Source organism: Kutzneria kofuensis (genome assembly GCF_014203355.1).
GTDB lineage: Bacteria > Actinomycetota > Actinomycetes > Mycobacteriales > Pseudonocardiaceae > Kutzneria > Kutzneria kofuensis.
Window position 1 is genome coordinate 7,477,774 of record NZ_JACHIR010000001.1, and the last position, 21,391, is coordinate 7,499,164.

Here is a 21,391-nt window from a genome sequence, read left to right on the forward strand (position 1 = left end):
GGATCTCCTCAGTTCTCGTCCGATCACGGGGTGTGGCGGCACCCGGGTGCGACCCTACGGGCGCGCAGGCGGCATCGACAGGCTCAACCGATAACGGAAGCGTGCTGGTAGCCGGATGGATGAACGGTGTTAACCCGGCGGCCGTGCGGACTGTCGTATTCGCCGGTCACGCCCGATTTTCGGGCGGCCGTGTGAGCGGCGCCGCACCCGCATTGGTTGCACTCCCGATAGTAGGAAGGCAAAGTATTTGGGAGGCCACCCACGAGGAGTCCCAGTGAGCGAGCTTGCGAGCGAACCATTCAACGCCGAGCGTCCGCGAACGCGGACACCGAGCGCTAGCGAGGTGGCGCAGTGAGCGGAGCAGTTGCTCTCCACAAGCCGAGCAACCCGGTCCGGTTCATCACCGCCGCCAGCCTGTTCGACGGGCACGACGCCGCCATCAACATCATGCGGCGCATCCTCCAGTCGCAGGGCGCCGAGGTGATCCACCTGGGCCACAACCGGTCGGTGGACGAGGTCGTCACGGCCGCGATCCAGGAGGACGCGCAGGGCGTGGCGATCAGCGCCTACCAGGGCGGCCACGTCGAGTACTTCACGTACCTGGTGCAGCTGCTGGCCGAGCGCGGCGCCGGGCACGTCAAGGTGTACGGCGGCGGGGGCGGCGTGATCGTGCCGCGGGAGATCGAGCTGCTGCACTCCCGGGGCGTGGCCCGCATCTTCTCGCCGGCCGACGGCCAGCACATGGGCCTCGCCGCGATGATCAACACCATGGTCGCCTCCTGCGACACCGACCTGTCCGAGCAGGTCCCGGCCACCTGGGACGGCCTGTTCACCGGCGCGCAGGACGCGCTGGCCCGGGCCATCACGGTGATCGAGGCCGGCAAGCTGCCCGGCGAGCTGCGGTCGGCGATGACCGAGGCGGTCGGCGACCGGCGCGTGCCGGTCCTGGGCATCACCGGCACCGGCGGCTCCGGCAAGTCCTCGCTGACCGACGAGCTGGTCCGCCGGTTCCGGCTGGACCAGCAGGACAAGCTGCACATCGCCGTGCTGGCGGTTGACCCGAGTCGTCGCCGCGGTGGCGGTGCGCTGCTGGGCGACCGGATCCGGATGAACTGCCTCGACCGGGAACGGGTGTTCTTCCGCTCCATGGCGACCCGCCGGGCCGGCGCGGAGGTGCCGGACGGCCTGGCCGACGCGATCCTGGCCTGCAAGGCGGCCGGCGCGGACCTGATCGTCGTCGAGACGCCCGGCATCGGCCAGGGCGACGCCGCGATCGTGCCGTTCGTCGACCACTCGCTGTACGTGATGACGCCGGAGTTCGGCGCCGCGTCGCAGCTGGAGAAGATCGACATGCTGGACTTCGCCGACGCGGTGGCGATCAACAAGTTCGAGCGCCGCGGCGCCGAGGACGCCCGTCGCGACGTGGCCCGCCAGCTGGTGCGCAACCGCGAGGCGTTCGGCTCCACCTGGGAGGACATGCCGGTCTTCGGCACCAGCGCCGCCACCTTCAACGACGACGGCGTCACCGCGCTGTACCAGCACCTCGTGGCGGAGCTCGGGTTCGAGCACGGCGTGCTGCCCAGGGTCGAGGGCAAGGTCTCCACCTCGGCGTCCACCGTCGTGCCGGCCGCCCGCGCCCGCTACCTCTCCGACATCGCCGACACGGTTCGCTCGTACCACAGGCGGACCGAGGAGCAGGTCGAGGCCGTCCGCCGGCACGCCCACCTGGTCGAGGCGCAGAAGGCGCTGGACGCCGCCGGTAAGTCCACTTCGGACCTTTCCGCCCTGGTGGACGAGACCGAGCGCAAGGTGGACCGGGACAGCGCCGACTTGCTGGCCGACTGGCCGCACACGGTCGAGCAGTACTCCGGCGACGAGCTGGTGTTCACCGTGCGGGACAAGGAGATCCGCACCGCGCTGACCCGGGAGACGCTGTCCGGCAACAAGGTCCGCCGGGTCAGCCTGCCCCGGTTCGACGACGACGGCACGCTGCTGCGCTTCCTGCGCAAGGAGAACCTGCCCGGCCGCTTCCCGTACACGGCGGGCGTCTTCCCGTTCAAGCGGGACGGCGAGGACCCGGCCCGCATGTTCGCCGGCGAGGGCGACGCCTTCCGCACCAACAAGCGGTTCAAGCTGTTGTCCGAGGGCTCGGCGGCGACCCGGCTGTCCACCGCGTTCGACTCCGTCACGCTCTACGGTCGCGACCCCGACACCCCCCCGGACGTCTACGGCAAGATCGGCACCTCCGGCGTGTCCATCGCGTCGCTGGAGGACATGAAGGCCCTCTACGACGGCTTCGACCTCACCTCGCCGACCACGTCGGTGTCGATGACGATCAACGGCCCGGCGCCGACGATCCTGGCCTACTTCCTGAACACGGCGATCGACCAGCGCGTCGACGCGTTCCGGGCCGAGCACGGCCGGGAGCCGTCGGCCGAGGAGACCGCGGAGCTGCGGGCGTGGGCGCTGGCCAACGTGCGCGGCACCGTGCAGGCCGACATCCTCAAGGAGGACCAGGGCCAGAACACCTGCATCTTCTCCACCGAGTTCAGCCTGCGCATGATGGCCGACATCCAGGAATGGTTCATCGCCAACAAGGTGCGCAACTTCTACTCGGTGTCGATCTCCGGCTACCACATCGCCGAGGCCGGCGCCAACCCCATCAGCCAGCTGGCGTTCACGCTGGCCAACGGCTTCACCTACGTGGAGTCGTACCTGGCGCGCGGCATGGACATCGACGACTTCGCCGCCAACCTGTCGTTCTTCTTCTCCAACGGGATGGACGCCGAGTACAGCGTGATCGGCCGGGTGGCGCGGCGGATCTGGGCCATCGCGATGCGGGACCGCTACGGCGCCAACGAGCGGTCGCAGAAGTTCAAGTACCACGTGCAGACCTCGGGTCGCTCGCTGCACGCGCAGGAGATGAACTTCAACGACATCCGCACCACGCTGCAGGCCCTGTGCGCGCTGTACGACAACTGCAACAGCTTGCACACCAACGCCTACGACGAGGCCGTCACCACCCCCACCGAGAGCTCGGTGCGCCGCGCCATGGCCATCCAGCTGATCATCAACAAGGAGTGGGGCCTGTCGATGAACGAGAACCCGTTGCAGGGTTCGTTCGTCGTCGACGAGCTGACCGACCTGGTCGAGGAGGCCGTGCTGGCCGAGTTCGACCGGATCTCCGAGCGCGGCGGCGTGCTCGGCGCCATGGAGACCGGCTACCAGCGCGGCCGGATCCAGGACGAGTCGATGCTGTACGAGCAGCGCAAGCACAACGGGACGCTGCCGCTGATCGGCGTGAACACGTTCCTGGCGCCGCAGGCCGACGAGGGCCCGGTGGAGATCGAGCTGGCCCGCGCCACCGAGCAGGAGAAGGAGTCCCAGGTCGAGCGGACCCTGGACTTCCAGCGCCGCCACCGCTCCGAGGCCGCCGACGCGCTGGCCCGGCTGCGCACGGCCGCCACCAGCGGCGAGAACGTGTTCGAGGTGCTGATGGACGCCGCCCGGGTGTGCACCCTCGGCCAGATCACCGAGGCGTTCTTCGAGGTCGGCGGTCAGTACCGGCGCAACATCTGACGGGTTCGCCACGTGAGTGGCTCACTTGCTCTCAGCGGCGAAGTGAGCCACTCACGTACGCGTCGACGGGCTGGGAGAGCGCGGCTTTGGTCCGCCGGGTCGGCTCGTCGGCCAGCACCTCGGCCTGGTCCGCCAGCAGCGCCCGGACGGTCTGCTCGGCGACGTCGTCAGCGGTGATCTTGGGCCCGGTGACCCAGGCGCTCATGTCGGTGTCGACGAAGCCGGCATGCACGCCGACGACGAGCGTGCCCTGGTCGGCCAGGCCGGCGCGCAGCGTCTGGGTGAGGGACCACTGGGCGGCCTTGGAGGCGGCGTAGGCGGGCCAGCGGGCGCTGCCGACCCACGAGGCGAGCGAGAGCATGTTGACCACGGCTCCGCCGCCGTTGCGGGCGAGGATCGGGGCGAAGGCCCGGGACACGGCCCAGGTGCCGAAGTAGTTGACCTCCATGATGCGCCGCGCCTCGTCGAAGTCGCCGGTCATGAGGTCGCCCTTGCTGCCGATGCCGGCGTTGTTGACCAGGATCGACACGTCGCCGGCCGCCGCGGCGGCGCGGGCGATGTCGTCCGGGTCGGTGACGTCGAGGCGCAGCGGAACCAGGTCGGGGTCGGTGATCGACGTGAGGTCCCGGGCCCCGGCGTAGACCTTGGCGGCGCCGTGGGCGAGCAGCGAGCGGGCGAAGGCGTGGCCGATGCCGCGGTTGGCGCCGGTGACGAGTGCGACGGATCCCTTGATGTCCATGGTCTTTCCCCTGTCCTCGATCGCCGGCGCCTTCGGTCGGCGGTGTCCCCGGTCGGCGGCTCACGACCGCGACTCCGAACCTACACGCCTGGATATAATTTTGCTATCCAGCTGCGGGTGAAGCAGGTCACGGAGGGTGGCCGGGGGAGATCTGCTGTCGGTGGCACGGGCGGTTGCCGGTGATCGGCGGGGGTATGTGCGGGGCGCTCTGCTGTGGGCAGAGCGAGCGGTTCGGGACGGAACCAGGCTTGTAGGGTCGCGTCCGTGACGTTGCTCTTGCGGTACAAGGACTTCCGCCGGCTGTTCGTCGGGAACTCCGTGTCCCTGCTGGGATCCAGCGTGACGACGGTGGCGCTGCCGCTGGCGGCGGTGGTCTACCTGCATGCGACGCCGTTCGAGATGGGCTTCCTCGGCACGGTCGCATTCCTGCCCCACCTGATGCTCGGTCTACCGGCCGGGGTATGGGTGGATCGGTTGCCGTACAAGCAAATCCTGGTGATCACCGATCTGTGCCAGCTGGTGCTGATCGGCTCCGTCCCGGTCGCCGCGGTGCTGGGCGTGCTCTCGTTGGCGCAGCTGTACGTTGTGGTGACCTTGGTCGGTGTGTGCGCGCTGTTCGACGCCGTCGCCGCGCAGTCGTTCACCCCGATGTTGGTGCCTCGTGAGCAGCTGTTACCGGCCAACAGCGCCCTGATGCTCACGAGTTCCACCGTGAACGTGGCCGGATCCGCGCTCGGCAGCGGGCTCGTCGTGCTGCTGACCGCCCCGCTCGCGACGGCCGTCGACGCCGTGTCGTTCCTTGTCGCCGCACTGTGCAAGAGCCGGATCACCGTTTCCGGCGGCGGGAACCCCTTGCGGGGCAAGCCCGACCTTTTCGGGGGCCTGCGGATCGCCTTCACGCATCCGGTGCTTCGACCCGTCACCATCGCCGCCACCCTCGGCGCGCTCGGCGGTCAGATGCAGAACGCCGTGCTGGTGCTGTACTTGGTGCGGGTGCTGGGTTTCTCGCCTGGCCTGGTCGGCGTCGCCGTGACGATCGCCGGTGTCGCCGGCATTTCCGGCGCATTGATCACGCCTGTGGTCACTCGGAGGCTGGGCCCCGGTAAGACCTTCGTGCTGGGCATGCTCCTGTCCTCCTGCGCCGGCCTCCTCCTCGCCGCCGGCCCCGCCCTGCTCTCCCAGGCGCTTCGCGGTGCCGGGCCCGCCCTCTACGGCGTCAACCAGCAGACCTTCCGGCAGGCCATGGTCGCCCCAGAGCAGCTGTCCCGCGTCAACGCCGGCTGGCGCTTCCTCGTCTACGGCACGCAGCCGGTCGGCGCCGTCCTCGGCGGCTTCCTCGGCACGGTCGACCTCCGCGCCGCCCTGATCTTCAGCGCCGCTGTCATGCTCGCCGGCACCGCCGTCGCGCTGCCGGTCGGCACCGCCCGCTGAAGCCTGTCACAGATCCGGGCTGCGCCGGAGCACGTGATCAAGGCCGGCGAGCCGATGGTCACGCTGGTCGAGTACGAGGAACTTGCGCGGCGGGCACCACCGCGCCGTGGTGCCCGCGCGGACGCCTACAGCGGCTTCGTCAGCTCCTCGTTCATGATCAGGAACGTGCCCAGGCCGTGCTGGTCGTTCGTGGTACGCGGCCGGCCGTAGTAGCCGGAGAGCGATCCGGTGACGCCGGTTCCCGGGCAGATGTCGGCGATGTTCGTGCGGCCGTCCGAGCCCAGCGTCACCTTCTTCAACACGCCCTGATAACCCTTCTGCGCCGCCGCGGACAGGCTCGACGACACATAGCCGGCGCGCACCGCCCGGGAGATCGCGTAGGTGTACATGGACGAGGCCGAGGTCTCCGTCCAGTTGTTCGGATCCGTGCCCTTGTCGACGACCTGGAACCAGCGCCCCGTGGCCGGATCCTGATACTTCACGAAGGCGTTCACCAGCTGCTGCACGTTCTTGACCAGTTGCGCCCGCCGGGAGTCGTCGGCCGGCAGCGCGTCCAGCACGTCGAAGTGCGCCAGCGCCACCCAGCCGATCGCCCGGGCCCAGAAGTACGGCGAGGTGTGCGTCGTCTTGTTCGCCCACGACGCCTTGCCGTCCGCCGAGTACGCGTGGAACAGCAGCCCCGTCGGCGACGTCAGGTGCCCGAAGTACGTCGTCAGGTTGTGGTACGCCTCCTGGAAGCAGTACGTCTGGTCGTTGTACTGCTTGCCGTAGTCGGCCAGGAACGGCTGCCCCATGTACAGGCCGTCGCACCACAGCTGTTGCGTGAACGACGTCGAATGCCACATCGCCCCGTCGCTCGTGCGGGGGTAGCTCGGGTACCGGTTGCGAAGCTGCTGCGCCGCCGTGCGGTAGCGGCTGTCGCCCGTCTCCCGGTGCAGGATCGGCAGCAACACGCCTGCCTGCATCGAGTCCAGGCTGTTGAACGAGTTGTTGATGTGGCCCGAGCTGTCGACGGAGTAGTCCACCCAGCGCTTGATGTAGGCCAGGTACGAGGGCGTGCGCAGGCGTTGGTAGACGAGGTACGTGCCGTACAGGAACAGGCCCTGCGTGTACCCCCAGCCTCCGAGCGACTTCGGGTCCGGGTTGCGGGCGATGGTCGAGTCCACCACCGCCTTCGACCAGTCCGTCGCCGCCTCGGTGGTTTCCGGCGCTGCCTCCGCCGTGCCGGCCGCTGCCGCCAGCGCACCGCCCGTCAACACCGCCAGGCGGCCGAATTCCCGCCGCGAGATCGAGCTGGACATGCTTTCCTCCAGCCGAGCCGGCGGCGTGGCCCGACGTCGTAGTGGGGACGACTTTCTCTGCAGGCGTACACGGATATGCGTCACAGCCGCAAGAGGTCGGACGCCCCGTGTGGTGGATCCACGGCGGGGAACCGTCCCGTACCGTCGAAAACGAGGTGACGGGACGGGGGTGCCGTGGACAACGAGGTGAATGCCGATTCCATAGCCAATGTCGTGCAGACCGGCGTCATTCACGGGGGAGTGCATGTGCACACGGCGGTTGGTGCGGACCGGCCGCCGCTGCCGCGGCAGTTGCTGCCCGCGCCGGTGCATTTCACTGGGCGGCGAGCCGAACTGGCCGCGCTGGACGACATGCTGATCGAGGCGCAGGCGGGCGAGTATCCGCTGGTGGTCGTGCTGACCGGGCAGGGTGGCGTCGGAAAGACGGCGCTCGCGTTGCAGTGGGCGCATGCCCGACGGAACCGCTTTCCCGACGGCGAACTCCACGCCGATCTGGCCGGGTTCGGCGGCTCCGATCCGGTGCCGCCGAGCGAGATTCTCGGCGCGTTTCTCCGCACGTTGGGCGTCGACCCGCAGCGGATGCCGGTGGGCCTGTCCGAGCAGGCGGCGCTGTTCCGCAGCGTGACCGCCGACCGCAAGCTGCTGGTGTTCCTCGACGACGCCTTCTCGGCGGCGCAGGTCCGGCTGGCGCTGCCGGCGTCGCCGGGCTGCGCCGTCGTCGTGACCAGCAGGCACCGGCTGACCGGGCTCGCCGCGGACGGGGCCCGGATACTCGAGGTGGAACCGCTCACGTCCGCGGCCGCGGTCCGATTGCTGGCCAGGACTGTCGGGGACGACCGGGTGGACCGGCAGCCCGATCAGGCGCAGAGCCTGGTGGACCTGTGCGGCGGCCTGCCGATCGCGGTCAGGGTGGCGGCGGCTCGCCTCGCGAGCAGGCCCAAGTGGTCGGTGGCGAGGGTGGTGACCGAGCTGTCCGACGAGCGGCGTCGGCTGGACGCGCTGTCCGCCCCGGGGCAGGTGTCCGTGTTGGCCAGCTTCGATCTGTCGTACCGGGCGCTGTCGGACGCCGAGGCGACGCTGTATCGCCGGCAGGGGTTGCAGCCCGGCGCCGAGTTCGGCGTGGGCCCGGCCTGCGCGGTTCTGACGGGCGCCGATCCGGCGGTGGCCAGGAAGCTGCTCGGCGAGCTGGTCGAGGTGAGCATGGTGGAGGAAGTCGGCGAGGACCGGTTCCGGCTGCACGACCTGCTGCGGCTGCACGCGCGTGAACAGTGCGTCCGGCACGACGGCGACGACGAGCGGGCGGCGGCACTGCGGGCCGTGGTGGAGTGGTATCTCGCCGCGGCCGGCCGGGCCGATCGGCTCGTGAGCCCGAGCCGCCGTCGGTTGCCGTACGCGTTCGCCGCCGAGCCGGTCGAACTGCCGGAGTTCGCCGGCCGTGACGAGGCGCTGGACTGGCTGGACGGCGAGCGGGTCAACCTGATCGCCGCCGGGCGCGCGGCGATGGAGCAGGGGTGGGCGGAGCTCGCGTGGCAGCTGTCCGACGTGATGTGGCCACTGCTGCTGTACCGCAAGCACTATCTCGACCGGCTGGAGATCGACCGGCGTGGGGTGGCCGCCGCCCGGACGTGGGGCAACGTGTTCGCGGAGGCCGACATGCTGAAGCGACTGGGCCGGGTGTGCGCCATTCTCGGCCGGCGCGACGAGGCCGAGCAGTGTTTCCGGCTGTCGATGGACTGCGCGCGGTCCATCGACGACGACCGCGGTGTAGCCGACGCCCAGGAGGGACTCGCGCTGTTGCACCTGGAGTCCGGCCAGCCGGAGCCGGCGATCGACGAGTTCAGGTCGCTGGCCGCGACCAACCGTCGGCTGGGCGCGGCTCGTTCGCTGGGGCTGACGCTGATCAATCTCGGCACGGCGCTGTCGGCCGCGGGCCGCCACCGCGAGGCGCTCGACGTGCTCGCCGAGGCGCCCGCGGTGTTCGCCGGCTTGGACGTCGCCGATCCGTACAACGAGGCGAGGGTTCTCGTGGCCCGGGGCCGGGCCGCCGCCGGCGCGGGGGACACGGACATGGCCCGCGAGACGGCCACCCGTGCCCTTTCCGAGCTGGCCGCCCTCGGCTCGCCGGCCGGGGTGGCCGAGAGCCACGAGGTGCTCGCCGACATCGCACGGCGGTGCGGCGACGTCGCCGATGCCGTCGAGCATCTCCGTGCCGCGGTCGAGATCTTCACGACGTTGCGGTCGTGGCGGTTGCCCGCGGCACGGAATCTGCTCAACGACTTGACCACATCGCATGCAGCACGAGAGCCAGCTGGTCCACAAGGGACCGACCGGTGTGGACCGTGAACGTCGCGCCGCCCCGCACGGCGACCACGAAACCGTTGTCCGGCAGTACGAAAAGGAGGACACCGGCGGGATGGTCGGCGAGCGTCTCCCGTGCCAGGCGGTGTGCGGTTCGTTCGTCAGGGGCTTCGGCGACGAGCACATCCGCCAGCTGCGCGAGTCCGTCGTGGACGGTGCAGACGGTGGTGCCGTCCACGGCGCGGTGCACGGTCACCACCCGCCCGGGGCCGGCACCGGCACGGGCTCGACAGCGCGATGCCGACCCGAGGGAGTCAGTCCGAGTAACCGGTACAGCTGCTCGGCCAGCGTGGCCATGGCGGTGCCCGGCCGGGAGGTGATGCGGTTGGCCACCAGCGTGCTCACCGTGACGGCACGGCGCCGGGCAGCGGCGAGCTGGGGCTCCACCGGTTCTCCCGGCGCCAGTCGGACCGCCGCTGCCGACAGCGACTCCTGCGCCGAGCCGGCGGAGTGCACCGCTCGCAGCGGCTGGTCGGTGAGCAGCACCGGACGGCCGATCGAGGCGGCGTAGGCCGGGACGGAACCGTGGTCGCCGATCAGATAGTCGGCCGCCACGACCACAGCCCGCCAGTCGGCCTCCGGTGGCACCAGCAGGAGGCCGGCCGCTCGACTGTCCGCCAGCCACGACCGCAACTGCCGCCGCCCGTGACCGAACCACACCGCCGGGTGCATCAGCGCGGCCAGCCGGTAGCGGTCGGCGGCGAGGTTCTCGTGCAGATGCGGCAGCAGGTCGCCGTTGCGGGCGAACAGCGAGTTCCCTCCCCACGTCGACGCGACGACGACCAGTTCCTGGCCCGGTGCCAGGCCGAGCGCCGCGCGGTAGGCATCGCGCTGCGGGACGCTGGCCTTGAGACGGTCGTAGCAGATGTCGCCGACCACGACGGCTCGGTCGACCGCCTCCGGGCACTGTCGGCGTAGCAGTTCCAGTTGGCTGTCATGGGAAAGCACGACGGCGTCCATCAGCACCCGGCCGTTGTGGGTCAGCCGCTGGGCGTCCAGCCCGTAGCTCTCGGCCCGTACGCCGCCGTCGTGAGTCTTGCCGTACCCGGCGCCGTGCGGCATCACCAGCAGCGGTGCGTGCAGTTCGTGCAGCCCACCGTACGCCGCGCTGATCGCAAGATCGAAATGCGTGTTCACGGCTTGGTGCCAGTCCAGCACCACGCCTTCGGTGTCGCGCAGGAAGTCGCCGACCCCGTTGCTGAAGGCGTCCGGGCCCTGGGTGAACAGGATCTGCACCCGTGGGTCGGTTTCGACGGTTTCGATCGCCTCGAGCAGGCGCTGGCCGCTCGTGACGGTGTGGACGACGGCGAGCACGGTGCGCAGGCCCGAGCGCGTCACCCAGCGGGACGCGTTGATGCCGACCGGCGCGGTCAACCATTCGGCGGCGGACATGTGGTACCCCCTTGCGTTATCCCCGACTCCGCGCGTCCAGCGTGACCTTCACGGTTGACGGCGCACTTGCGGTTCGCTTGCCGACTAGACCGATCGGGAGAACAACCCCGAATTTGCGGTGGTGCGGCGCGCGCACTGGTGCACACTGGAAATCCGAAGTCTTAAAGGGTGACCAGCGAAGGGCGGCGCTGGTGGAATTCACGATCCTCGGACCTACCCGGCTGCACGTGCACGGGGTTCAGGTCGATCTTGGCACGACCAAGCAACGCGGCCTGCTCGCGTTGCTGCTGCACGATGTCAACAACTCCGTTCCGATCGACACGCTGGTGGGTGAGTTGTGGTCGCCGGACCGGACTTTCGAGCAGGTCAGAAGCAACTTCCACGCACTGGTGAGCCGCCTGCGCAAGGCGCTGGAAAAGGCGGCCGCGCCGGCGCGGATCGAGCGTGACGGCAATGCCTATCGCATCAGCACCGATCCCGGTCTCATTGATCTGCACAGGTTCCGCGCGATTGCCGAACAGGCGTACGAATCGGCGGCGCGGCACGATCATTCGAAAGCGTCCGCCCTGCTCAAGGAGGGATTGGCGCTGTGGACGCCACGACCGCTGGCCGAGGTCAAGGGTCCTTGGGCCGATCACTGCCGCGAACAGCTGGAGACGTTCGACCGTCTGCGCGCCCACTACGCGCTGTTCGACAGCCAACTTGCGCTCGGCGAGAACACTGAGGTCCTTCGTGTCGTTCGCACCCTCGTTCGCGGCCGCGAACTCGACGAGGAACTGATCCTTCGGCAGATGCGCGCACTCGCCGCGCTCGGCCAGATCAGCGAAGCCATCAGGGTCTACAACCGCTTCCGGGAGCGGGTCGCCGACGAACTGGGCACCGATCCCGGCCCCGAGCTCCGCGCGCTGTACACCGGCCTGCTCCGCTCGGAACGCGATTCCGTCGTGCACACGCAATCGACCGTGCAGACGCGCTCGGCGCGCCAATTGCCCCGAGCCGTCCCCGACTTCGTCGGCCGCGCCGATCTCCTCGCCCGGCTGGACACACTCCTCGCCAACGGCGAGGCCGCCGGGACGCATCGGGTGTGCACCCTGCACGGAATGCCCGGCGTCGGCAAAACCAGCCTCGCCGTGCAGTGGATCGATCGCAACCGCGACCGCTTCCCGGATGGCCAGTACTCGATAGACCTGCGCGGCTACGGCCCCACCGGACCGCTGGCCCCGGAAGACGCCCTGTCGGTGTTGTTGCTGTCGCTCGGCGACCATGACATCCCGAAGAGCGTGGACGAACGCCAGGCCCGCATACGCAGCATGTTGGGACAGAAGAGGATCGCCCTGCTGTTCGACAATGCCCGGGACACCAGTCAGGTCAAGCCCTTACTCGCCGCCGCGCCGAACTGCGTCATCCTGATCACCAGCAGAGACCTGCTCGCCGGACTCGTCGTGCACGACCACGCCGAGTCGATGACCGTGTCCCCGCTGGACGCCGAGGAGTCCCTCTCGCTGCTCACCTCGTCACTCGGCCCGGTCCGCGCCGCCGAGGACCGCGACGCGGTTCGACATCTGGCCAGCCTCACCAGCGGACTTCCGCTCGCGCTGCGCATCGTCACCCAGCGCGTCGTCGAGCGCCCACACGCCCGCCTCGTCGACCTGGCCCGCGAGCTGCAACGGCAGGACGTGCTCGGCGCCCTCGGCAGCGACGACGACGAGGCCGCCACCCTCGCCGCTCCGTTCAGTTGGTCGTTCCAGGCCCTTTCGCCGTCGGCCGCCGGCACCTTCGCCGCACTCGGGCTGTTACCCGGCACCGACTTCTCCGCCGACGCCGTGTGTGCCCTGCTCGACGCCGAACGGTCCGAAGTGGACCAGAACCTGCGCGCCCTGGTCCGCGTGAACCTACTGCAGCACGGCACCGGCCGCCGTTTCCGCTTGCACCAGCTTCTCCATGGCTATGCCGCCCAACTCGCCGAGCGTACCGAGGCAGTGCCGGACGCTCGGGCCGCGCAACGTCGAATGCTCGACTGGCTCGTCTTGTCCCTGGCGGCCGGCTATCGCCGCCTGGTCCCCAGTGGCGCGGAGATTCCTTCCTTGCCTGCTCCGGCCCCGGTGCAGCCGATGACCTTCGAGGACGATTCGGCCGTCATCGCCTGGGCGAGCGCCGAGTCGGCCACCCTGAGTGCCGCCGTGGCCATCGCTCGCCGGGGATTCCCGGAGCACTGCTGGCGGCTGGCCGCGTACTGCCAGGAGGTCATGGATCGGCTCCGCATGCACACCGAACTGCTGGCGATCCATCGCATCGGCCTGGACGCGGCCCGCGAACTGGGCAATTCCGAGGGCGAGTGCGGAATGTACAACGACCTCGGCATGATCAATCACCGCCTCGGCAAGTACGCCGACGCCGAGACGGCGCTGCGCCGGGCGTTGGCCATCGCCTCCGCGCATGATCTCCGCGAGCTGCTGCCGATCGTGTTGTCCAATCTGGCCAGCGTGCACGTGGCGACCGGCGATCTGGACACCGCCGTCGGCCTGTACGAGAAAGCGCTGTCCGCTGTCCAGGAGATCGGGACTCAGAACACCGAGGCCGTGGTCATCGATCAGCTGGCCAACGCCTACCGCAAACTCGGCCGCGACGACGAGGCACTCGAACTGTACCGACGAGCCCTCAGTATTCGCGAGAACATCGGACACACCAGGGGAAAGGGCACGACGCTGGCGGAAATGGCGACTCTCTTGCACGAGCACGGCGAGAATTCGGAAGCATTACCCCTGGCTCGCAAAGCGCTCGCTCTACACATCAGGAGCGGCGATCGGGTGAAGGTCGCCGAAACGCAGGTGACGCTGGCCGAGATCCATTACGATTTCGGCTCCTTCGACAACACCATCGCATGGGCTGACCGCTCCCTTGGGCTACCGGAAACGGCGAAGTCGCCGGATTTGCGGACTCGTGCCCTGCTTGTACGCGGTTATGCGCTTGCCGCCCGCGGTGATCACAGCGGCGCGCGGTCCTCCTGGCGTGCCGCCCTGGACTTCCTGACCGACACCGCCGTCCCGGACACGGATGGCCGAGTGACGCAGTTGCGCAACCTTCTGCGCGGGGCCGGCGGTGACATGAATCCGGGCGGGCCGGAGTGGCAGCACGGAGCGTAGCAAGGACACGCTCGTCACCCGGACGAATAATTTAATGGGCAACTAACAACGTTCGGTGCACGTGCACGAGTAGCGCACGAACGGGGGGTTGACCCCAGACAGGTGACCCCCGGCGAGGGGGCGGCTTACGCCGTCTGGCATCCTCCCCGCTCATGACGTTGATCGTTTGTAAGCGGGCGCTTGCCGCTGCGCTCTTCGTTGCGGTTGCACTCACCCCTATTGCCGTGCCGGCCTTCGGCTCGGCGCCCGCCAAGGCGGAGAAGGCCGCCTGGGGGCTCATCAACCGAGTGGACAGCCCGTCCACGACAACCACGATGGTCTGAACCAGTAAACCGACACGCGGGGGTGTCGAAAATGGAAGCTAGCGGTGTTTTAGTCACGAGAACGACCCGTCGGGGCTGGCTGGAACAATCGCCTCGGAAAAGCGGTCGCTGGCCTTGACACGAACCGCGTGGTGGTGGCGCCGGGCAACACTCGTCCGCCACCATCACGCGGGCCGGCTGCTACTTCTCTTCGTGCGCTCAAGGCGGCCGATGGGTGCTCCTCCTCACGGCGGCGTCGAGCCACGTGGCGGCCATATCTACGGAGCGATCGACCCGACCTGGGCGTCGCGGGTGAGCCCGTGACCGCCGCCACGTGACGCTGTTCACCGCGCGGCTGCGGGCGGGGGCCGCCGTGGCACACTCCCGAGAGGGAGGTTGGCTTTGGCAACTGATATCGCCGATGCCCGGACGGCGTGGATGGAGCCGGGGGCGTACGAGGTGGCGCCGGGGGTGCACCGGATCCCGCTGCCGCTACCCAACGACGGCCTGCGCGCGGTCAACGTCTACGCGGTCGCGGACGGCGACGAGCTGGTGCTGGTGGACTCGGGCTGGGCCCTTGACGAGGCGCGTGACCAGCTGGAACAGGCCCTGGGCAGCATCGGGCACGGCTTCGAGAGCATCAGCCGGTTCCTGGTGACGCACGTCCACCGCGACCACTACACGCTGGGCATCACGCTGCGGCGCATGTTCGGGTCCCGGGTGAGCCTGGGCATCGGGGAGCAGCCCTCGCTGGAGGCGATCCTGCACGGGCGGGTCGAGGGCCAGCTGAACGACCTGGTCCGCTGGGGCGCGGAGGACATCGCGGAGCGGATGCGGCAGGGGATGAAGAAGGGTGGCCCCCGGCAGGACGGCTACGAGCAGCCGGACGAGTGGATCCGGGGCGCGACGGACATCCGGCTGGAGACGCGGACGCTGCGAGCGCTGCCGACACCGGGGCACACGGCGGGCCACCTGGTATTCCTGGACGCCGACTCGTCGCTGCTTTTCGCCGGTGACCACATCCTCCCGCACATCACGCCGTCGATCGGCTTCGAGCTGGTCCGGCAGGAACTGCCGCTCGGCGACTACCTGGACTCGCTGCGGCTGGTCCGCGAGCACCCGGAGATGCGGCTGCTGCCGGCGCACGGCCCGGTCGCCGACTCCACCCACGTCCGCGTGGACGAGCTGCTCGACCACCACCGCCGCCGCCTGGACGAGACGGAACACGCCCTCGCTCAGGACGAGGCGACGGCGGCCGAGGTGGCGGCCCGGATGGGCTGGACCCGGCACAACCGCAAGCTGTCCGAGATGGACATCTTCAACCGGATGCTGGCCATCGGCGAGACCTCCGCCCACCTGGACGTGCTCGTCCGGGACGGACGGCTGCGGTCGTCCACAGTGGACGGAGTCGCGCGCTATCGCGCCTAGCCCTTGGTGGCGGTGATGAGCACGGTGTGCCGCAGGCCAGCGGCGCTCGGCCGGAGCGGACGGCCGTAGCCCTCGGCCGCGGCTAGGACCGGCGTGCTGGTGACCCGCCAGCCGTGGTCGGCCAGCCACTGCACGGGGGCGAAGGTCTTGTCGTTCGGCCACATGTCGGTGATGTCGAACCCGAAGTCCTTGGCCATGTCGGCCATCGGCTGCTGGTTGGCCAGGTCGCTGACGTCGATGTCGATGTGCTCGACGGCGAACCGGCTGCCCGGCGCGGACAGCTCGTCGACGAGGGTGAACAGCCGCTCGACGGCGTCGTTCGGCAGGAACGGCAGCAACCCCTCGGCCAGCCAGGAGGTCGGCGCCGTGCGGTCGAAACCGGCGCGTTGCAGCGCCGTCGGCCAGTCGTCACGCAGGTCGACGTCCACGTTCCGGACCTCGGTGCGCGACGCGACGCCGTTGTCGGCGAGCACGTTCTGCTTGAACTGCAACACCTTCGGCACGTCCAGCTCGTAGACGACGGTGCCGGCCGGCCAGTCCAGCCGGTAGCCCCGCACGTCCAGTCCGGCCGCGAGCAGCACCGCCTGCCTGGTCGCGCCGGCGGCGAAGTACTCGTCGAAGAACCGGGACCGCACGCCCAGGTAGTCGCCCATGTCCTGCCACGGATCCGGCGCGTCGGCCGGCCGTGTCGGCATCGGCGGCTGCGGCCGCGCCGCGGCGACGAAGAGCTCCGCGTACGGATCGGACACCAGCGGATTCGCCCGGTGGCTCTCGATCGCCCGCGCGGCGGCGACGGCCAGCGCGGTGATGCCCACGTCGGTGACAATGTCCCAGTCGGCCTGCTGCGTCATCGGTGACCCCTCCCGACATCGCGTAGTCAGTTGCGTACGCAACGTATCACTTAGTAGCCCTAACCAACCTTGTGAGCCGGGTCACCGGTCGACCCGCCGTTGTGGCGTCTGGGGACGTGGGAATATCAACCGGTCTGCCCGCCCTCTCATTGAGGTCGGAAGGAACGGATCTGGTAGTTGCCCTGTAGGTTTCCGCCCGCATGGGCGAGGGTGGATCCGATGCGGTTGTGATAATTGTTCCCGGTGTAGTACTGCACCCGGTGTCCGGTTCCGTTCCACACAGAACGGACGTTCTGTCCTTTCTGGATGAAGGAACAGAGGTCGGCGGTGTCCCGCACGCTGGGGTCCGACCACTGGCATTTGGTGCCTCCGCCGTTCCAGCCGCTGTAGATGCAGAACCAGCCGGGTTTGCAGCTGTCGTAGCCCATGGGCTGTGCGGATGCCGCTGGAGCGGCGGCTGCCATCGGGGCGGTGCCGAGCGCGGCGAGCAGGGCGACCGCGGCGGAATAGATGCGAAGCACGAATAGCTCCATTCATGGTTTTGTGTGGAACATGCATAATCAGCTCTACTCTCGCCGCTTCGGTCGAACAAGCTCGACCTGCGGCGAGATGCCGCCGCTGGCGCCATCTCGCCGCACGATTGTTTGTGGCCGCAATTACGGGGATTCGAATTCTGGAATTGTTTCTTCGGGGTCGTTGGCGAACTCGGGCCGCCTCGCCTTGCCCTTCTCGCCCCGCCTCGCTCCGCCTGGGCCCGCTCAGCCCCGACTGGGTGAGCGCCGGCCTTCCTTGGGCAAACTAGTTGATGGAGTCCATCAACTACCTCTACAGTGGGCGCATGGTGAGCCGGGAGGACGTCGAGGGACTGGTCGCGGCGCTGTTCGTGGTGAACAACGGCATGACGCGGGCGATGAAGCAGCGCCCCAAGGCCGGCGAGCTGCGGCTGCTCCAAACCGTCGCCATGCACGAGGGCAGCCGGCCGTCGGAGCTGGCCGAGGCCATGGGGGTGGACCGGTCGCTCGTCACGCGGCAGCTGCGCGACCTGGAGGACGAGGGCAAGGTGACGGTCCGCCCGGACCCCAGCGACGGCCGGGCGTTCGTCGCGGAGCTGACCGAGCAGGGCCGCCAGGAGATCGCGGAGCTGACCGAGTTCGGCATGCGCCGGTTCGAGAGCTTCGTCGAGGACTGGGACGCGGACGAGATCCGCGAGCTGACCCGCCTGCTGTGGAAGTTCGAGCACAGCAAGGCGGCCGTTTCGGAACGTGAGCAGGAGGAGCGGCCCGAACGCGGCCGCCGCCGACGTTGAGGGGGAACCTTTCCATGAACACGGCCAAAGCACGCGTCTTACTCGTCGCGCTGCTCGACATGGCGCTGGACATCGTCGTCCCGATCGCGGTCTACCTCGCCTTGCAGCCGCTGGGCGTGCCGTCGGTCCTGTCGCTGGCGGCCGGCGGCATCCTGATCGCCGGCAAGGCGGCCTTCGGCAAGCTGACCGACACGGGTGAGCGCGACACCGCGCTGCTGCTGACCTGCACGATCGTGTCGCTGGCGGTGATGTTCGGCCTGTACGCCCTTGGCGTCGCGGCGGCGATCGCGCTGGTGGCGGGTGTGGTGCTCCAGGGCGTGGGCATGGCGGTGTCGATCATCCGCCGCCGCAAGCTGGACGGCTTCGCCCTGCTGGTGCTGACCGAGCTCGCGCTGGGCATCGTGCTCAGCTTCGTCACCAGCGGCGACCCGCGGTTCCTGGTGGCCCGCCCCGCCTTCTACACCTTCGTGGCCGCGGTCTACGTGTTCGCGACGGTGTTCCGCGGCAAGGCCTTCATGTTCGTCGTCAGCCGGCCGATGGCCGTCGCCGGCGACCCGAAGCGGGACGTGGCCTACGACAAGGCCTGGGAGAACTCCGCGGAATTCCGTCGCCTGGAACGGATCGGCACCGCCGCCTTCGCCGTCGTGCTGCTGGCCGAATCGGTGCTGCGGGTCGTGCTGGCGTTCCAGTACAACGCCGACGAGGTCGTGGCCTCGAGCCTTGTCTCACAGTTGCCGGTGATCGGTCTGCTGGCGCTGTTCATCCTGGGCTACAAGGTGATCCTCGTGCCCAGGCTGAGCCGGCTCGTCGAAGCCGAGATGGCCGTCAGGGCCTAGCCCACTGGGCGCCGCTGCCGGGATCCTCCTCGAACACCAGCCAGGTCCGGGTCCCGCGCACCCCCTTGATGCTCTGGATCTTCTCCAGCACCACCTCGCGCAGCGCCACGTTGTCCGGCGCGTGCACCAGCGCCAGCACGTCGAAGTCGCCGCCGACCAGCGCCAGGTGCTCGATGTAGCGGATGCCGCGCAGCGCCTTGGCCACCGAGCGCCATGTGTTCTGCTCGATCGTCAGCAGCACGTACGCGCTCGTGCCCAGGCCGGCCCGGCGCGGCGAGATCTCCGCGGTGAAGCCGGTGATCACCTGGTCGGCCAGCAGCCGGTCCAACCGCGCGTAGGCGCTCGTGCGCGAGATGTGCACGCGCTCGGCCAGCGTCCTGATCGACATCCGGCCGTCCCGCCGCAGCTCGGCCAGGATCGCGCGGTCGGTGTCGTCGAGCTCGGCGGCAGAACGTCCGGCCGGCGACGGTGTGACGTCGGTCTCGATGGACAAATGGCCCTCCAGACGGCCCGGTGGCGGAAATCTGTCTCGGATCTTCCGCCAGTGTCGGACAAGGAGCTCAGAATGTCGAGAAAGCGCCTGCAAACGTCTGCCGAAGGAGGACCCCGGTGTCCGATCACATCGCCACGGACCTGCTGCCCTCGGCCACCCCCGTCCGCTACCTCGCCGAGGACGGCACCACCGTCGACGGCCCCGCCGGCTACACCCTGCCGAGCGTCGAGGAGCTGCGGGACGCCCACCGCCGGATGGTGGTGGGCCGCCGCTTCGACGCCCAGTCGACCGCCCTGACCAAGCAGGGCCGGCTCGCCGTCTACCCGTCCAGCCGCGGCCAGGAGGCGTGCCAGATCGCCGCCGCCATGGTGCTGCGCGAGGACGACTGGCTGTTCCCGACCTACCGCGACAGCATGGCGATGGTCTCCCGGGGCATGGACCCCGTCGAGGTGCTGACGCTGCTGCGCGGTGACGCGCACTGCGGGTACGACCCCAATGCGGCCCGGGTCGCCCCGCAGTGCACACCGCTGTCCACCCAGACGCTGCACGCCACGGGTCTGGCGTACGCGTTGCGGCGCAACGGAACCGACAGCGCGGTGCTCGCGCTGATCGGCGACGGCGCGACCAGCGAGGGTGACTTCCACGAGGCGCTGAACTTCGCGGCGGTGTTCGAGGCTCCGGTGGTTTTCCTGGTGCAGAACAACAAGTACGCGATCTCCGTGCCGCTGGACAAGCAGAGTGCGGCGCCTTCGCTGGCGTACAAGGGAGTCGGCTACGGCGTGCGCTCCGAGCAGGTCGACGGCAACGACCCGGTGGCCATGCTCGCCGTGCTGCACAAGGCGTTCGAGCACGCCCGCGCCGGCGCGCCGTTCCTGATCGAGGCCCACACCTACCGCATCGAGGCGCACACCAACGCCGACGACGCCACCCGCTACCGCGACAGCGCCGAGGTCGACCGCTGGCTGGACGCGGATCCGTTGGCCCGCCTGGAGAAGCACCTGCGCGGCATCGGCGCGCTGACCGACGAGGACGTCGCCGAGGCGCAGGCCGAGGGCGAGCGCCTGGCCGCGGACCTGCGCAGCCGGATGAACGCCGACCCGCACCTGGACCCCATGGCCCTGTTCGACCACGTGTACGCCCGGCCCACCACGCAGCTCGTCGAGCAGCGTGACCTGCTGGCCACCGAGCTCAAGGCCCAGGAGGGCTGATGGCCGCCACCACCATGGCGCAGGCGCTCAACCGCGCCCTGCGCGACGCCATGACGGCCGACGAGCGGGTGCTCGTCTTCGGCGAGGACGTCGGCCAGCTCGGCGGCGTCTTCCGCATCACCGACGGCCTGACCAGGGACTTCGGCGAGCAGCGCTGCTTCGACACGCCGCTGGCCGAGTCCGGCATCGTCGGCTTCGCGCTGGGCATGGCGATGGGCGGCTACAAGCCCGTCGTGGAGATGCAGTTCGACGCGTTCGCCTATCCGGCGTTCGAGCAGATCACCTCGCACGTGGCCAAGATGCGCAACCGGACCCGTGGCCACCTGTCAGTGCCGATGGTGATCCGCGTGCCCTACGCCGGCGGCATCGGCGGCGTCGAGCACCACTGCGACTCCAGCGAGGCGTACTACGTGCACACCCCGGGTCTCAAGGTGGTGTCGCCGGCGACCGTCAACGACGCGTACACGCTGCTGCGCGAGGCGATCGACGACCCGGACCCCGTGATCTTCATGGAGCCGAAGAAGCTGTACTGGTCCAAGGAGGACATCGAGCTCCGACACGTCGACGAGCCGCTCGGGCACGCCGCGATCCGCCGGCACGGCAAGGATGCCACGCTCATCGCGTACGGGCCGTCGGTGCCGGTCGCGCTGCAGGCGGCTGCGGCCGCCGCCGAGGAGGGCATCGAGCTGGAGGTGATCGACCTGCGCTCGCTGGTGCCGTTCGACGACGACACCGTGATGCGGTCGGTGCGCCGGACCGGGCGCTGCGTCGTCGTGCAGGAGGCCTCCGGCTTCGCCGGCTTCGGCGCCGAGATCGTGGCCCGGATCCAGGAGCGCTGCTTCCACTCCCTGGCCGCGCCGGTGATCCGGGTGTCCGGCTTCGACATCCCGTACCCGCCGCCGATGCTGGAGCACTCGCACCTGCCCAGCGTGGACCGGGTGCTGGACGCCGTGGACCGGCTGCAGTTCACCGACGAGCCCGATCACCGGTACCTCACGGGGGCGCACTCATGACCGCCGACACT

At 69.4% G+C, this 21,391-nt stretch carries 17 protein-coding genes; 10 read left to right on the top strand and 7 right to left on the bottom strand.

What is annotated here, in order from left to right:
* The first annotated feature begins 351 nt into the window (after window positions 1-351).
* Complete coding sequence (gene icmF / locus BJ998_RS34155; protein WP_184867430.1) at window positions 352-3,579, top strand: fused isobutyryl-CoA mutase/GTPase IcmF; 3,228 nt, start codon at window positions 352-354, stop codon at window positions 3,577-3,579.
* Between the two features lie 31 nt (window positions 3,580-3,610).
* Here icmF and BJ998_RS34160 read toward each other — a convergent pair whose 3' ends face one another.
* Entirely contained in the window at window positions 3,611-4,318 is a 708-nt protein-coding gene (locus BJ998_RS34160) for an SDR family oxidoreductase (protein WP_184867431.1), read from the bottom strand.
* A 264-nt stretch (window positions 4,319-4,582) separates the two neighbouring features.
* Here BJ998_RS34160 and BJ998_RS34165 point away from each other — a divergent pair, with 264 nt between their 5' ends.
* On the top strand, window positions 4,583-5,749 hold the full coding sequence (locus BJ998_RS34165; protein ID WP_184867432.1) for an MFS transporter: 1,167 nt from the start codon (window positions 4,583-4,585) through the stop codon (window positions 5,747-5,749).
* 125 nt (window positions 5,750-5,874) lie between these two features.
* Here the strand turns inward: BJ998_RS34165 and BJ998_RS34170 are convergent, their stop codons facing one another.
* Complete coding sequence (locus tag BJ998_RS34170; RefSeq protein ID WP_184867433.1) at window positions 5,875-7,050, bottom strand: glycoside hydrolase family 88/105 protein; 1,176 nt, start codon at window positions 7,048-7,050, stop codon at window positions 5,875-5,877.
* A 246-nt stretch (window positions 7,051-7,296) separates the two neighbouring features.
* Between BJ998_RS34170 and BJ998_RS34175 the strand changes: the two genes are divergently transcribed.
* The gene (locus BJ998_RS34175) at window positions 7,297-9,393 is read left to right on the top strand and encodes an ATP-binding protein (protein WP_184867434.1); all 2,097 of its coding nucleotides are present in this window, start codon (window positions 7,297-7,299) and stop codon (window positions 9,391-9,393) included.
* Here BJ998_RS34175 and BJ998_RS34180 read toward each other — a convergent pair.
* Complete coding sequence (locus tag BJ998_RS34180; RefSeq protein WP_184867435.1) at window positions 9,320-9,598, bottom strand: hypothetical protein; 279 nt, start codon at window positions 9,596-9,598, stop codon at window positions 9,320-9,322. The genes BJ998_RS34175 and BJ998_RS34180 overlap by 74 nt on opposite strands.
* 2 nt (window positions 9,599-9,600) lie before the next feature.
* Window positions 9,601-10,800: a CDP-glycerol glycerophosphotransferase family protein gene (locus tag BJ998_RS34185; protein ID WP_184867436.1), complete on the bottom strand. Its 1,200-nt coding sequence runs from the start codon at window positions 10,798-10,800 to the stop codon at window positions 9,601-9,603.
* A gap of 191 nt (window positions 10,801-10,991) precedes the next feature.
* On the opposite strand from BJ998_RS34185, the gene BJ998_RS34190 reads away from it, so the two are divergent.
* The 3 genes from BJ998_RS34190 to BJ998_RS34200 all read left to right on the top strand — a co-directional run bounded on the left by BJ998_RS34190 (window position 10,992) and on the right by BJ998_RS34200 (window position 15,673).
* Window positions 10,992-13,943, top strand: coding sequence for an AfsR/SARP family transcriptional regulator (locus tag BJ998_RS34190; RefSeq protein WP_184867437.1), 2,952 nt, complete (start codon window positions 10,992-10,994; stop codon window positions 13,941-13,943).
* 152 nt (window positions 13,944-14,095) lie between these two features.
* Window positions 14,096-14,266, top strand: a complete 171-nt coding sequence (locus tag BJ998_RS34195; RefSeq protein WP_184867438.1) for a hypothetical protein — start codon at window positions 14,096-14,098, stop codon at window positions 14,264-14,266.
* A 417-nt stretch (window positions 14,267-14,683) separates the two neighbouring features.
* A complete protein-coding gene (locus BJ998_RS34200; RefSeq protein WP_184869119.1) occupies window positions 14,684-15,673 on the top strand; it encodes an MBL fold metallo-hydrolase in 990 nt (329 codons plus the stop codon).
* Here BJ998_RS34200 and BJ998_RS34205 read toward each other — a convergent pair.
* Window positions 15,670-16,524 (bottom strand): SAM-dependent methyltransferase, encoded by an 855-nt coding sequence (locus tag BJ998_RS34205; protein WP_184867439.1) that lies wholly within the window; start codon window positions 16,522-16,524, stop codon window positions 15,670-15,672. The genes BJ998_RS34200 and BJ998_RS34205 overlap by 4 nt on opposite strands.
* Before the next feature lie 146 nt (window positions 16,525-16,670).
* Window positions 16,671-17,045 (bottom strand): peptidase inhibitor family I36 protein, encoded by a 375-nt coding sequence (locus BJ998_RS34210; protein WP_184867440.1) that lies wholly within the window; start codon window positions 17,043-17,045, stop codon window positions 16,671-16,673.
* 317 nt (window positions 17,046-17,362) lie between these two features.
* Here BJ998_RS34210 and BJ998_RS34215 point away from each other — a divergent pair, with 317 nt between their 5' ends.
* Both BJ998_RS34215 and BJ998_RS34220 read left to right on the top strand, forming a co-directional pair.
* Window positions 17,363-17,830: a MarR family winged helix-turn-helix transcriptional regulator gene (locus tag BJ998_RS34215; protein WP_184867441.1), complete on the top strand. Its 468-nt coding sequence runs from the start codon at window positions 17,363-17,365 to the stop codon at window positions 17,828-17,830.
* A gap of 14 nt (window positions 17,831-17,844) precedes the next feature.
* Entirely contained in the window at window positions 17,845-18,666 is an 822-nt protein-coding gene (locus BJ998_RS34220) for a VC0807 family protein (RefSeq protein ID WP_184867442.1), read from the top strand.
* Here the strand turns inward: BJ998_RS34220 and BJ998_RS34225 are convergent.
* Complete coding sequence (locus BJ998_RS34225; protein WP_281393029.1) at window positions 18,656-19,159, bottom strand: Lrp/AsnC family transcriptional regulator; 504 nt, start codon at window positions 19,157-19,159, stop codon at window positions 18,656-18,658. The genes BJ998_RS34220 and BJ998_RS34225 overlap by 11 nt on opposite strands.
* 116 nt (window positions 19,160-19,275) lie before the next feature.
* On the opposite strand from BJ998_RS34225, the gene BJ998_RS34230 reads away from it, so the two are divergent.
* Together BJ998_RS34230 and BJ998_RS34235 are read left to right on the top strand one after the other, a co-directional pair.
* Window positions 19,276-20,367 (top strand): thiamine pyrophosphate-dependent dehydrogenase E1 component subunit alpha, encoded by a 1,092-nt coding sequence (locus BJ998_RS34230; RefSeq protein ID WP_184867443.1) that lies wholly within the window; start codon window positions 19,276-19,278, stop codon window positions 20,365-20,367.
* Window positions 20,367-21,380, top strand: a complete 1,014-nt coding sequence (locus BJ998_RS34235) for an alpha-ketoacid dehydrogenase subunit beta (protein ID WP_184867444.1) — start codon at window positions 20,367-20,369, stop codon at window positions 21,378-21,380. Before BJ998_RS34230 ends, BJ998_RS34235 begins: the two co-directional genes overlap by 1 nt.
* Window positions 21,381-21,391: the final 11 nt, after the last annotated feature.

What these genes read in the sequence shown, in the direction of transcription:
- BJ998_RS34160 (WP_184867431.1), bottom strand. Translation starts at nt 4,318, where the DNA reads ATGGACATCAAGGGATCCGTCGCACTCGTCACCGGCGCCAACCGCGGC.
- BJ998_RS34170 (WP_184867433.1), bottom strand. Translation starts at nt 7,050, where the DNA reads ATGTCCAGCTCGATCTCGCGGCGGGAATTCGGCCGCCTGGCGGTGTTG.
- BJ998_RS34185 (WP_184867436.1), bottom strand. Translation starts at nt 10,800, where the DNA reads ATGTCCGCCGCCGAATGGTTGACCGCGCCGGTCGGCATCAACGCGTCC.
- BJ998_RS34195 (WP_184867438.1), top strand. Translation starts at nt 14,096, where the DNA reads ATGACGTTGATCGTTTGTAAGCGGGCGCTTGCCGCTGCGCTCTTCGTT.
- BJ998_RS34200 (WP_184869119.1), top strand. Translation starts at nt 14,684, where the DNA reads ATGGAGCCGGGGGCGTACGAGGTGGCGCCGGGGGTGCACCGGATCCCG.
- BJ998_RS34205 (WP_184867439.1), bottom strand. Translation starts at nt 16,524, where the DNA reads ATGACGCAGCAGGCCGACTGGGACATTGTCACCGACGTGGGCATCACC.
- BJ998_RS34215 (WP_184867441.1), top strand. Translation starts at nt 17,363, where the DNA reads ATGGTGAGCCGGGAGGACGTCGAGGGACTGGTCGCGGCGCTGTTCGTG.
- BJ998_RS34220 (WP_184867442.1), top strand. Translation starts at nt 17,845, where the DNA reads ATGAACACGGCCAAAGCACGCGTCTTACTCGTCGCGCTGCTCGACATG.
- BJ998_RS34235 (WP_184867444.1), top strand. Translation starts at nt 20,367, where the DNA reads ATGGCCGCCACCACCATGGCGCAGGCGCTCAACCGCGCCCTGCGCGAC.